The following is a 12,521-nucleotide window of genomic DNA, read 5'->3' as shown; positions in this document are numbered from 1 at the left end:
GTGCCGGAACGAAACCGCACCTCCCGCAGAAAAACGCCGGCATCCGATCATGTGCCCACGTTGGTTAGCCTCGCCAGGGATCGACAATGACGACGCCGGTGCCGTCGAAATCTCTCACGTTTCGCGTGACCACGGTAAGATTATGAACGAGCGCGGTTGCTGCAATCAACGCATCTGCCTCATTGCGCCGGTCGGGAATATGCAGATGCGCAGAACGCGTTGCGATGGCATCATCGATCGGCAGTATCCGGCCGGCGAACTGCGGACGCACGTGGGCATCAAGCCATGTGCGCAGGCGTGAACCTTGCTTGGCGTCTCGTCGCTGGACACCGAGCACGCCCCGTTCCAATTCGAGAATAGTAATTGCGGAGAGATAGAAATCCGAAGCATTTGCCGCGTTTATCCATGCGACGACTTCCGGATCAGCCTTGCCGTCACCAATCTTGCGCAGTTCGGAAATGACATTCGTATCCAGCAGATAGCTCAAGACAGGTCAACTCCGCGGGTTTTGATCTCGACCCGCGGCGGCATGAAATCGATTTCCGACAGGCCCGGCATGGAAAGCCCATCGACCAGACTTTGGCGCCTGCCGGAAAGACGCTGAAACTCCTCATATGTCAGAAGCACATGAGAAGGTTTGCCCCGGTCAGTGATGATGACCGGCCCTTTTCTGGCAGCTTTCTTCGCATTGCTGACGTCGTGATTGAGCTCACGGCTGGAAAGTGTCGTAATGGTCATGGCACGCGCTCCATGTAGGTATTTACCTACATATAACACCGCCAGCCGCGAGAACAAGCGCTGAGCTGAAGAGCGGCATCCACCAGTGACTTTCTTCCCGGCTGCAATCCGCGACCTCTGAATAACTCTAAGAGTTCTTACGGTAAAGGGGGAGATTTTAGTTGTCAGTAATACAATCGTCCTGCAACATTACTGACTGGCTGCGAGAATAGAGAAGTGTTGCCACCAGCGCGTTGGGGAGACGGGCATGTGCGCAGAGCTTGTTGAACGTCGGCTGGCGGCTATTCTGGCTGCCGATGTAGTGGGCTATAGCCGTCTCCTGGAAGCCAACGAAGAGGAGACGCTCAACGCCCTGCGTCAGCATCGCCGGGAGCTCTTCGATCCCGCTGTCGCAACCCATGGCGGACATATAATCAAGGTCATGGGCGACGGTTTCCTGGTCGAATTCGGCAGCGTGCTGAGTGCTGCGCGCTGTGCGGTCGACATCCAGCGCGGCATGCTGGAACGCAACCTGGGCATTCCAGCCGACAGGCATTTTGCCTTCCGAATAGGCTTGAACCTCGGCGACATCGTCTTCGATGAGGACGACTTTCATGGGGACGGTATTAATGTGGCGGTTCGGCTGCAGGCCCTTGCGGCCCCGGGCGGCATTGCCTGTTCCGCGGCCGTGCGCCATGAAATCGCAAACAAGCTCGGCCTCGATTTCGCAGACCAGGGCCCCATGACCGTCAAGAATATTTCCCGTCCGGTCCATGTCTATTTTGCCGATTGGGGCAATGTCTCTTCCGGTGAAAGGGTTCCGCATGCTGCAGGCGGACACACACGGGCGCCGGTGAACAAGCCGTCGGTTGCAATCCTGCCATTCGCCAATATCAGCAACGATCCGGATCAGGATTTTTTCAGCGACGGTATTACCGAAGATCTCATCACCGACCTGTCGAATGTTTCAGGCCTGTTCGTGCTCAGCCGCAACACGGTCTTTACATGGAAAGGCCGAAGCGAAAACCTGCAGCGCATCGCTGCGGAACTCGGCGTTGCCTATATTGTGGAGGGCAGCGTCCGCAAGGCGGGCAACCATGTGCGGATCAATGCCGAATTGATCGAAGCAGCCAGCGACGGCCATGTCTGGGCCGCGCGTTACGACCGCGACCTGACCGACATCTTCGAAGTGCAGGACGAGATCGCCAAGGCGATCGTCGAGCAACTCAAGGTGAGGCTGCTGCCGGAGGAGAAGAGGGCAATCGAGCAGGCGCCGACAGGCAACGTCGAAGCCTATACGCACTTCCTCAGGGGGCGCGAATACTACCATATTGCCTCCCGCTCCAACCATCTGATGGCCAGGCAGAGCTTCGCCAGAGCCATCGAACTGGACCCGGGCTATGCCCGCGCCTATGCCGGTATCGCGGTCTGCGATGCGCGCCTAAGGTCGCAGTTCGGCGCTGAGATTCCGGTGGAGGAGATCCTCGCGAACACCACCACGGCGCTTGTTATCGATCCCAATCTGGCGGAGGCCTATGCGGCCAAGGGATTTGCTCTGGCGGTGGCCGGCAATCGCACCGAAGCAGTTTCCGCATTCGAGCAAGCTTTGTCGCTCGATGCCAACTGCCACGAGGCGAACCGCTACTATGCCGAATTTTGCGTCACCGACGGCCAGTTCGAACTGGCGGCTATGCATTTTCAGCGGGCGATGGAAATCAAGCCTGCCGATTACGGTGCTCCGATCATGCTGGTGAACGTCTTACGTTCACTCGGACAGATAGACAAAGCCAGCAGCTATGCGAGGATCGCATTGAAAAGGGCGGAAGAGGAACTGCGGCTCCATCCGGAAAATGCCAATGTTGCCTGCCTCGGAGCGACGGCGCTGGCCTTTCTCGGCGTTCGCGATACGGCGCTGGAATGGCTGGCGCGCTCCCTGGCGACGGATCCCGATGATATAAACATTCAGTACAACGCCGCCTGCACCTATGCGCTGCTTGGCGAGATCGACCGGGCGATTGACTTGCTTGAGGTCTGGATGCCGCAGGTCGGTATCGAAATGCGGCTGTGGTTCAAGAATGATTCCGATCTCGACCCCATCCGCAGTCACCCGCGCTATTCGAAGTTGGTTTCACTGTCTGACTGACGCCCCTAAATCTGTCAGCCTGGCTCTAATACCATTTTATTACTTGCTAAATCTGCCTTGAGCGTCGAATGTCAACTTAAACTGGCAATCATGAAAGTCTTTTGAGGGGGAGCGGAATGGGCACCCGGTTCAGACTTTTTGTGCAGCCTCCATTTGAAGATGCTCGGTCCAATCCCGAGATCGTCGAAGTGTCGTCTCCGTTGAACAGCCTGACAGCTGGTCCGGCCGACGACCGCATGTTCGTCGTGGAGCCGGTCGGCAAGACCGGTCCTTACGGCGTGAAGCGCGGACCGCTCGGGACGCCCTACATGCATCTGCCGCCGTGGACCGGAAAAATCCTCGAGCCGGCCAACCCCGATGGGCGCGGTAATTTCGACTATCTCCGACCTTCGATGCCCGGTTTCGAAGCCTCACATGTCTTCGGCTGCATACGGTTCACACTCGATGTCTGGGAGCGCTATCTCGGCCAGCCGCTTACATGGCATTTTCGCGATCACTATGACCGTTTGGAAATCTCCATTTTGCCGCAGTGGGACAATGCTCAGTACGGCTATGGCTTCCTTGAAGTCGGCAGCCAGTTCGAGAAGGATGGACGCATCCTTCCCTTCAGTCTGGATTTCGACGTCGTCGCCCATGAGGTGGGCCACGCGATCATCTTCAGCGTCCTCGGCGTGCCGCGCCCTGGAACTGAATATCCGGAATATCTTGGTTTCCAGGAGGCCTTCTCCGACTGCGTGTCGCTGATCGCGGCCATGCACTTCCCGTCGGTGATCGACAATGTCCTCTCAGAGACGCGCGGCAACCTCTACCGGGCAAATCGCCTCGCACGCTTTTCAGAGTTTTCGCCGCACCGCCAGATACGTTCGGCAAACAACAAACGGACGATGGCCGAGTTCACGCGTGGCTGGAAGGACGAACACGAGCTCTCGCAGCCGCTCACCGGTGCGATCTTCGATATACTCGTCGATATCTTTCACGAGAGCCTGGTGGCGCGAGGCCTTATCTCGCGGGCCGTCGAGGATCTCTCCGATATTGCCGAGTTCGATCCGGCTGCCGAGGCCCCCGTACAGCACGCTTTCGACCGCGCTTTTGCGCGGAACCCAGATGGATTTGTCGAGGCGCTGCTCGATGCACGAGACGTCGCAGGCACGTATCTGGCGGAAACCTTGTGGGCTCTCGCGCCCGATTTTCTGGATTACGGCGACGTCGCGGAAACGATGCTTGCCGTTGATCGGAATGAAAGCGGCGGCCAATTCGCGGCGATCATCACTGGAAATTTCAGGCAGCGGGGGATCGGCGAGTTGCATGCCGGTGCACACCTCAGGGGTGCCGAGCATCGCAGCCATGTCCACTCTGCGCGGATCCTGCTGCCAAGAGATCGTCTGAAGCTTCCAAAGATGAGCTATCGCGAGAAGGTTCTGCTGTCGAGATTAATGAGCAATCAATAATTTATGTAGATGGAGGGAGAAGTGGCAGACAACGAAACGTTACTCGGCATATCGGCGATACATCTGTTCGGGCGGCCCCTAAGTGATCTAATTCTCAGAGGCGGCCCTATTTACCAGAATCTAAGCGTACCAATAGCGGGAAGAAATAACTTCCTCAGAGACCAGCTTGGTGCAGCCGACGCGGTTCTGGCGCGAATCTATGCTTTCTCCTTCGAGGGAGCGTTCATTGAACTTGGTCGACCAGCGATCTTCGTTGTCCACGGCCCAGGAGCCGATCCTGACGATCCACCGCCAAGGAACGTGGGCGGTGACATCGAGTATGACAGATTGTATCGCGCCCCTGGTTCGAGTGCGCGAACCGGCCTTGGTTCCCAGCTCGGAGCACTCGCCAAAGACATGAGGGTCTGGATCTATGACAAGGGCGACGTCTCGATGAGACTCGATGCTGAAACAGGAACCCTTGAGCAAATCCTTCTGTCGGCCGAGGTTTCTTCTGACCCCCGAGGAATGGCGAGCGGCGCAATGTCCAGATCGGGCGGGGCCCTGTCCCGTTCAGGTGGCGTGATGTCAAGATCAGGCGGGTTCATTCCTCGAAGATCAGGCGACAACGACTAATCCAACGTAAAGACGGACAAGGGAGGATCATATGCCCGCCGCGAACCCTAAAGTTAATATCGAACGCCTCGAGCCCGAGACCGTAGCTGCTCCATTACTTGTTCGAACTCCCTTTAGAATCATAGGCTCCGGCTTTGGTGAGGGGATGGATGTATATGTAGCCACCAAGGAGGACGGCACCGGTAGAGTTAATGTCGAAGTTCTTCCAGATGATTCTGCTACAACTACGGACAAGGTGTGGCCAGTCATCGCCCTGCCGGCGCTTGGCGCCAAGCCTACCGATACTACTAAACAGCCGCCCGACCCACCGTTGTGGGTCGTGATAGAACTGAATGGCCAGAAGAGTGCCATACAAAAGCTTTTGATCGTCTGACTCCGGAGAGATCACGCTCAATTCGAGAGCCAATGGTCTGACTCGGCCAGCCACCGTCTTCTTGGGAACATCCGGCAAGATATCCGTGGGGCGCGGATTGCGCTCCATCAAAACTTCGTCTGACCCCATCAGTCGGCACGTCGTGCTACGAAATTCACAACGCCGGGCGATCTGAAACCTCAGCTTTGCGCGGCGGAATTTTGGAATTCCGAGCACGCAGATGGACCTCTCGAAGATCAAGACGCTGATCGACTTTGTCGGACGATCGAACATTACCGAGCTGACCGTGACGGAAAGGGACGTGACGGTTCGGATTTTCCGTTCGTTGCCGGACGTGGCCTCCTCTGCTGCTGAAGCCGGGCAAAAGCCGCTATCGATGCCAAGCTCTGCCGCGGACACGCCTTCGAATGCCGAGAAACTCTCCCAGGCGGTGAAGGCGCCGGTCTTCGGCGTTTTGCACCGCGCCCCGGCGCCGGGGGAGCCGCCATTTGTCGTGATCGGCGACGAGGTGGAGGAGGGGCAGACCCTTTTCATCGTCGAAGCCATGAAGGTCTTCAACACGATCACCGCGCCGCGGGCGGGACGCATTGTCGGCTTGACTGACATCGACGGCGGCGAGGTCGAGACCGGCGATCTGCTGGCGGAGATTGCCTGATGCCGGAACCATCGGAACATTCTCTCGCCACAGGGCGCCGCTTCGACACTGTCCTGATCGCCAATCGCGGCGAGATCGCCGCCCGGATTCAGCGCGCCTGTCGCGAACTCGGCCTGAAGACGGTCGCCATCTGCTCCGAGGCGGACAGGCAGGCGCCTTATATCAATACCGCAGACAGCTTTCTTTGTATCGGCCCGTCGATTGCCGGCAAGAGCTATCTCAATCCGGACGCCATCCTTCTCGCGGCGCGCCTGACCGGCGCGGGCGCGATTCATCCGGGTTACGGTTTCCTGTCGGAAAACGCCGCATTCGCCGACGCCGTCGAAAAGGCCGGGCTGATCTTCATCGGCCCGCCCGCTTCATCGATCGCAATCATGGGCGACAAGATCGCGGCAAAACGGGCGATGATGGCAGCCGGCGTCCCCTGCGTTCCAGGTCCCGACACCGCGCTGCCCGATGACCCGGCTTCGGTCGAGCGCATTGCGTTCGAGATTGGATATCCGGTCATCGTCAAGGCGGCCGGCGGCGGCGGCGGACGCGGCATGCGCGTCGTTGCCAAGGCCGAGCAGTTGCATGAAGCGATCGCGCTGACACGCGAAGAGGCGCGCAAGGCCTTCGGCTCGCCCTCGCTTTATATGGAGAAATTCCTCCAGCATCCGCGCCACATCGAAATACAGGTCATTTGCGACGACCACGGCAATGCCGTGTGGCTGGGGCATAGGGATTGTTCGATGCAGCGCCGCCATCAGAAGGTGGTGGAGGAGGCGCCGGCCCCGGGGATCGCGCCTGAGATCATCCAGCCGGTCGGCATGGCCTGCGTAGAGGCCTGCCGTCAGATCGGTTACCGCGGCGTCGGAACCTTCGAATTCCTCTATGAAGTCGGCGCTTTCTATTTCATCGAAATGAACACGCGCCTTCAGGTCGAGCATCCCGTTACCGAGATGACGAGCGGGGTCGATATCGTCCGAGCACAGATCAAGGCGGCCGAAGGTCAGGTTCTGGAACTCACCCAGGACGGCGTGACATGCGACGGCCACTCCTTTGAATGCCGCATCAATGCCGAGGATCCCGACACCTTCCTGCCGTCGGCCGGCGTCATCACCCGCCTGGCTTTGCCGGAGGGGCCAGGCATCCGCGTCGATACGCATATCGATGCCGGCTACAAGGTCTCGCCCTATTACGACTCGCTGATTGCCAAGCTGATCGTCCATGCGCCGACGCGGGCGCAAGCGATGGCAAGAATGTGCGAGGCGCTCGCCGGCACAGAGATCGAGGGCATCGCCACCAACATCCCCTTCCTGCGCGCCCTGTTCGAGGACCATGCGTTCGCGCGCGGCGAGACTGATATCCATTATCTCGAACAATGGCTGAAGCTGCGGAGGGTGGCATGAGCGCGATCGATTTCAGCGATCCGGCGACCATCGCATTCCTCACCGAGGCGCTGACGGAGGCCGGCGTGGACGGTCTCGAAATCTCCCGGCCGGGAGGACAGCTTCGCATCGTCGTCAACGGGCAAGGCGATGGCCGGATCAGTTCGGCAGAAACGCCGCCGCGCACTGCGGCTTCCGCATCGTCAGTCGTGAAAGCGCCGATGGCTGGCCATTTCTGCGTCGAGCATGCGACCTGTTCCGACTCAGAAAAAAGCCTGCCACGTTCCATATGCGAGGCGGATGTTGTCGGCTTCATCAGGGTAGGGCAGGTGATGCTTCCCCTCCGTGCCGGCCGTTCCGGCCTTTTGACCCGGCTGCTCGCCGAGCCCGGCGCCGTCGTCGGCTTCGGAGATCCTCTGTTCGAAATTGAGCTCCACCCATGACCGTCACGACGAACAGACACGCATCACAGCGCGAGATCGTTCCGGCCACCCAAAGCCGGGCGCGGGTTTCCGCAATCGGCGCCAGAGCCTTTTTGCTCGAGGCGCCCGGCGATTTCGACCTGGTCGCGCAGCGGCGGATCTGGGCTCTGTCCCAGACCGTCAAGGGCTGGCCGGATCTCGCTGAAGACATCCCCGGCATGACCAACCTGCTGGTGATCTTCAAGGAGACGCCCGAAGATCCGGACGCGGTGGTCGTCCGGCTGCTGGAGGCGTGGGAGAATGCGCAGAGCATCGATCTCAAGGGCAAGATCATCGAGATCCCGGTCCATTACGGCGGCGAACATGCGACCGATCTTCCGGCCCTTTGCGATCTCTCCGGCTTGAGCGACCGCGAGGTCGTCCGCATCCATCACCAGGCCACCTACCGTGTCTTCGCCGTGGGCAGCGCGCCCGGTTTCGGCTATCTGCACGGCCTCGATCCCCGCATCTACATGCCGCGAAAGACCATGCCATCACTGAAGATGGCGAAGGGATGCGTGACCATCGGCGGCATGCAGACCGGCGTCGCCATGCTCACGGGTCCGAACGGCTGGAATTCGATCGGCTTTGCGACGCTCGAGATGTTCGACCCGAATTCGCCGACCCCCGCCATGATGGCGCCGGGCGATACGGTGCGGTTCCTGCCGGCAAGGATCGAACTATGATCGAAATCCTGGAAAGCGGCCCGTTCAATACGGTACAGGACCTCGGACGTCCCGGCTATCGCGACATCGGCGTCACGGCGAGCGGCGCCATGGATCCGCTGGCGGTCCGGATCGGCAATATTCTCGTCGGCAATGAGGAGAATGCCGCCGTGATCGAGGTGCAGACCTTTCCGTTCCGCCTGCGTTTCGAGCAGCGCGCCGTCTTTACCGTCACCGGCGCCGACGGTAATCCTGATCTCGACGGATCGGAACTTTTTCCCTGGTGCGCCTATGCCGCCGAGGCCGGACAGGTTCTCGAACTGAAGCAGCCTCCGCGGCTTGCGCGTGCCTATATCGCGCTTGGAGGCGGGCTCGATATCCCCGTCGTCATGGGCTCGCGCAGCACGTCTCTGCGTGGCGGCTTCGGCGGCAATGCCGGCCGGCCGCTCGCGAAAGGCGATCGGATCGCGCTCGGCCAGGACGCGGAAATCACCATGCTGCCGGCCGCTGGCCTTGCGGTCGTCGAGCCGGCCGCGGCGCTGTGCGATGTCTTCCCGGCGTCTGTCGACGGCGTACTGCCGATCCGCGCCCTGCCGGCCGGCGAGCACGAGCTTTTCGCCGGAGACGGCGAAGCATTCTGGCGCCAGACCTGGAGGATCTCCTCGCGAAGCGACCGCACGGGCTACCGCCTGTCCGGCGAGCCGATCACGCCGACCGCATCGGTCGAGATGCGCTCCCACGGCGTCGTGCCCGGCGTCATACAGGTGCCGCCCGGCGGTGAACCGATCGTGCAGATGAGCGACGCGAATACCGCCGGCGGCTATCCGAAGATCGCCGGCGTGATCGAATGTGATCTCTGGCGACTCGGGCAAGCCCGCATCGGTGCCCGGCTGCAATTCGTCCGGTCGACGCATGCGGAGGCCCGAACGGTGGAACGAGCCGTCGCCCGCTATGTCGACGATATTAGGCAGACGTCCCGGATGGTCAAGCGCGCCCTGAAGGCGATGGCATAGGCCATCGAAAGGAGGAACTGATGAAGATCGATCTGAATTCCGACATGGGTGAAGGATTTGGTCCCTACCGCCTGTGCGACGACGAAGCGATGATGAAAATCATCTCGTCGGCCAATATCGCCTGCGGTTTCCACGGCGGCGACCCGGATACGATGGGGCGCATGGTGCGGCTGGCGAAACTGAATGGCGTCGGCATCGGCGCCCATCCCGGCCTGCCCGACCGTCTGGGCTTTGGCCGGCGCGAAATACCGTTTCCGGCGGATGAGCTGCGCCAGCAGATGCTCTACCAGCTCGGCGCCTTGACGGCGATCGCCAAAAGCGAGCGTGTCGCCGTCTCGCATATCAGCTTCCATGCGGCCATGGGCAACATGGTCAACCGTGATCCCGAGCTCGCCGACCTGATGATGGATGCGATCGCTACCGTCGACGCCAATCTTGTCGTCTTCGTCACGTCGGGAAGCGAGATCGAGCGGGCGGCCAAACGCGCCCGCCTGAAGACGCTGGCGCTTTTCCTTGCCGACCGGGCCTATGACGCCGAGGGCAGACTTGTCGCCCGCGGGCTCGCCGGCGCCCTCGTCAAGGACGAAGCCGCAGTGCGCGCACGCGTACGACAATTCCTCCTCGAAGGAACCGTGACGACGATCGATGGCGCCGTGATCGCAATGCCGGCGCGCTCCATTCTCGTCCACAGTGACACGCCCGGCGCGCTGGAGCTTGCCAGCATCGTGCGCGGCGAGATTGAAGCCAGGGGCGCGACGCTCGCTCCCGCCGCCGAACTCGCCGAATGAGATAATCCCGATCGCCTGCGACGACACCCACTCCCCTCCCTCATCGAAGGACCATTCCGATGTCCATCAAAGCCGACCGCTTGAAAAACGTTTCCATCTCCGCCTCCGCCGCCATGACCCAGCGCGCCCGGGAACTGGCCGCCAAAGGGATCAAGGTCGTCAGCCTGTCCTCCGGCGAGCCGGATTTCCCCACGCCGGCGCACGCGATCGAGGCGGCCCATGCGGCCGCGCTTGCCGGCGATACGAAATATCCGCCGATGGACGGTACGCCGCCGCTCAAGGCCGCGATCATCCGGAAGTTCAAGCGCGACAATAATCTCGACTACGATGCCAGCCAGATCGTCGTGTCGGGCGGCGGCAAGCAGGTGATCTTCAATGCCATGCTGGCAACCTGCAATCCCGGCGACGAGGTGGTCATCCCGACGCCCTCCTGGGTCAGCTATGCCGACATCGTCAAATTCGCCGGCGGCGTTCCGGTCGCCGTTGCCTGCCATGAAGAGACCGGCTTCAAACTGCGTGCGGAGGATCTGGAGGCAGCGATCACGCCGCGCACCAAATGGCTCTTCCTGAATTTTCCGAACAATCCGACCGGGGCAGCCTGCTCCCGGGCGGAGATGGCCGCCATCGCCGAGGTCATGCTGCGCCATCCCCACGTCTGGATCATGACCGACGACATCTACGAACACCTGGTTTATGACGACTTCCAGTTCTGCACGATCGCGGAAGTCGAGCCGAGATTGTACGATCGCGTCCTGACGATGAACGGCGTCTCCAAGGCCTATGCGATGACCGGCTGGCGGCTCGGCTTCTGCGCCGGACCGAAAGATCTGATCTCCGCCGTCAGCAACGTCAACGGCCAGAATGGCGGCGGCATCGCGACGCTCACGCAGGCGGCGGCGACTGCGGCGCTCGACGGGCCTCAGGATCTTTTGAAGGAGCGTGCGGCAATCTACAAGCAAAGGCGCGACTTCGTTCTCGACAAATTGTCTGAGGTGGAAGGGTTGCGCTGCCACAGGCCCGAAGGCGCCTTCTACATCTATCCCAATATATCGGGTCTGATTGGCAAGACCAGCAGGGGCGGGCGCAAGATCGAGACCGATGTCGATTTCGTCATGGCACTCGTCGACGAGCATCATGTCGCGACCGTGCAAGGGGCGGCTTACGGAATGAGCCCCTTCTTCCGCATTTCCTACGCCACGAGCATGGAGAAACTCGGCGAAGGCTGTGCCCGCATCGCCGAGTTTTGCAAGGACATGCGCTGAGCGCAGCTGCCTCAGTCTTTCAGCCGCGCCGTCAGCTCGAGCAGGATGTCGTGGACGGCAAGGGCTGGTTCCGACAGGGGATTCTGGTCGGAAACGCACAGCGACAGGGTTTCTTCGATCCGCGGAGAGACGAGACGGCAGATCAGCGGCTCGCTCGATTCCGACACGATGCGATCGGCGATGGCTTTCGGCATGATGGTCGCGCCGAGACCGCTGCCGACCGCGCGGGCCAGCGTCCGGACGATTTCGACTTCGGCCACGACCTTCAAATTGGTGCGGGTGCGCGTGAAGGCGGTGTCGACGGCGCGGCGAACGAAATTATAGGCTGGCGGCAACAGCAGCGGCATTCCATCGAGTGCATTGATCGGAACAGGTTTCGCATCCGCTTCGATGGCAAAATCGCGATGCGCGACGAGAAAAAACTCCTCGCTGAGGATCGGTTCGAACCGCACGCCTTTGATCGGTCCGGTGCCATGGAGCAGCGCCATCTCCAGCCGGCCGTTCATGATCATCTGGCTATAGGTCTGGCCGACGCTTTCGGTCAGATGCAGCAGGATGCCGGGATGCCGTTTCCGGGTTTCCGCCAGCAGGTCGACCGATAGTGTTGCAGCGCTGCTGAAGGGGACGAGGCCGACGGAGACCCGCCCGGCAAGCGAATTGCCGGCGGCCGATGCATCCGCTTGCGCCTGCTCCATCTGCCGGAGGATAATCTGCGCATGGCGATACACCGCATGGCCCGCGTCGGTCATGCTGACGCCCTGCTGGCTGCGGATCAGCAGCTTTTGGCCGAAATGCTCCTCCAGTGCCGCCAGCTGCTGGCTGAGAGCCGGCTGGGCGATATGCAGGAGATCCGCCGCCCGCGTAATGCTGCCGCTGTCGACGATGACGATGAAGGATTTGAGGCGTCTGATGTCCATGGGGATCGGGAAACCGTTCTGATCTGCGGCTCGCATGTTTGCAGACGCGCCTGGCTTTTGCAACGCGAGGCGATCGCGAAGCCGCCGGGGTTTT

14 protein-coding genes are annotated in these 12,521 nt (G+C 60.8%); 11 read left to right on the top strand and 3 right to left on the bottom strand.

Annotated elements, in window-relative coordinates:
* Positions 1–64: 64 nt before the first annotated feature.
* A complete protein-coding gene (locus J0663_RS29525) occupies positions 65–487 on the bottom strand; it encodes a type II toxin-antitoxin system VapC family toxin (protein WP_207246042.1) in 423 nt (140 codons plus the stop codon).
* A complete protein-coding gene (locus J0663_RS29520; protein WP_207246041.1) occupies positions 484–738 on the bottom strand; it encodes a type II toxin-antitoxin system Phd/YefM family antitoxin in 255 nt (84 codons plus the stop codon). The genes J0663_RS29525 and J0663_RS29520 overlap by 4 nt, the downstream gene beginning before the upstream one ends.
* 247 nt (positions 739–985) lie before the next feature.
* Between J0663_RS29520 and J0663_RS29515 the strand changes: the two genes are divergently transcribed.
* The 11 genes from J0663_RS29515 to J0663_RS29465 all read left to right on the top strand — a co-directional run bounded on the left by J0663_RS29515 (position 986) and on the right by J0663_RS29465 (position 11,510).
* Positions 986–2,860 carry an adenylate/guanylate cyclase domain-containing protein gene (locus J0663_RS29515; RefSeq protein ID WP_207246040.1) on the top strand — a complete coding sequence of 625 codons (1,875 nt, stop codon included), beginning with the start codon at positions 986–988 and terminating at the stop codon, positions 2,858–2,860.
* 116 nt (positions 2,861–2,976) lie between these two features.
* On the top strand, positions 2,977–4,308 hold the full coding sequence (locus J0663_RS29510; protein ID WP_207246039.1) for a gluzincin family metallopeptidase: 1,332 nt from the start codon (positions 2,977–2,979) through the stop codon (positions 4,306–4,308).
* Positions 4,309–4,317: 9 nt separating this feature from the next.
* Positions 4,318–4,923, top strand: coding sequence for a hypothetical protein (locus tag J0663_RS29505; RefSeq protein WP_207246038.1), 606 nt, complete (start codon positions 4,318–4,320; stop codon positions 4,921–4,923).
* A 31-nt stretch (positions 4,924–4,954) separates the two neighbouring features.
* On the top strand, positions 4,955–5,296 hold the full coding sequence (locus J0663_RS29500) for a hypothetical protein (RefSeq protein ID WP_207246037.1): 342 nt from the start codon (positions 4,955–4,957) through the stop codon (positions 5,294–5,296).
* Between the two features lie 220 nt (positions 5,297–5,516).
* Positions 5,517–5,951 (top strand): acetyl-CoA carboxylase biotin carboxyl carrier protein, encoded by a 435-nt coding sequence (locus J0663_RS29495; protein ID WP_207246036.1) that lies wholly within the window; start codon positions 5,517–5,519, stop codon positions 5,949–5,951.
* The gene (locus J0663_RS29490) at positions 5,951–7,342 is read left to right on the top strand and encodes an acetyl-CoA carboxylase biotin carboxylase subunit (RefSeq protein ID WP_207246035.1); all 1,392 of its coding nucleotides are present in this window, start codon (positions 5,951–5,953) and stop codon (positions 7,340–7,342) included. Before J0663_RS29495 ends, J0663_RS29490 begins: the two co-directional genes overlap by 1 nt.
* A complete protein-coding gene (locus tag J0663_RS29485) occupies positions 7,339–7,764 on the top strand; it encodes an acetyl-CoA carboxylase biotin carboxyl carrier protein (RefSeq protein ID WP_207246034.1) in 426 nt (141 codons plus the stop codon). The genes J0663_RS29490 and J0663_RS29485 overlap by 4 nt, the downstream gene beginning before the upstream one ends.
* A complete protein-coding gene (gene pxpB / locus J0663_RS29480; RefSeq protein ID WP_207246033.1) occupies positions 7,761–8,468 on the top strand; it encodes a 5-oxoprolinase subunit PxpB in 708 nt (235 codons plus the stop codon). Before J0663_RS29485 ends, pxpB begins: the two co-directional genes overlap by 4 nt.
* The gene (locus tag J0663_RS29475) at positions 8,465–9,460 is read left to right on the top strand and encodes a 5-oxoprolinase subunit C family protein (RefSeq protein WP_207246032.1); all 996 of its coding nucleotides are present in this window, start codon (positions 8,465–8,467) and stop codon (positions 9,458–9,460) included. The genes pxpB and J0663_RS29475 overlap by 4 nt, the downstream gene beginning before the upstream one ends.
* A gap of 20 nt (positions 9,461–9,480) precedes the next feature.
* Positions 9,481–10,248 (top strand): 5-oxoprolinase subunit PxpA, encoded by a 768-nt coding sequence (locus tag J0663_RS29470; protein WP_207246031.1) that lies wholly within the window; start codon positions 9,481–9,483, stop codon positions 10,246–10,248.
* A gap of 59 nt (positions 10,249–10,307) precedes the next feature.
* Positions 10,308–11,510 carry a pyridoxal phosphate-dependent aminotransferase gene (locus J0663_RS29465; RefSeq protein ID WP_207246030.1) on the top strand — a complete coding sequence of 401 codons (1,203 nt, stop codon included), beginning with the start codon at positions 10,308–10,310 and terminating at the stop codon, positions 11,508–11,510.
* An 11-nt stretch (positions 11,511–11,521) separates the two neighbouring features.
* Here the strand turns inward: J0663_RS29465 and nac are convergent, their stop codons facing one another.
* The gene (gene nac, locus J0663_RS29460; RefSeq protein ID WP_207246246.1) at positions 11,522–12,427 is read right to left on the bottom strand and encodes a nitrogen assimilation transcriptional regulator NAC; all 906 of its coding nucleotides are present in this window, start codon (positions 12,425–12,427) and stop codon (positions 11,522–11,524) included.
* Positions 12,428–12,521: the final 94 nt, after the last annotated feature.

Source organism: Rhizobium lentis (assembly GCF_017352135.1).
GTDB classification, from domain to species: Bacteria; Pseudomonadota; Alphaproteobacteria; order Rhizobiales; family Rhizobiaceae; genus Rhizobium; species Rhizobium lentis.
The sequence above is the reverse complement of the archived record's forward strand: the minus strand, read 5'-3'. Positions and strand labels throughout refer to the sequence as shown.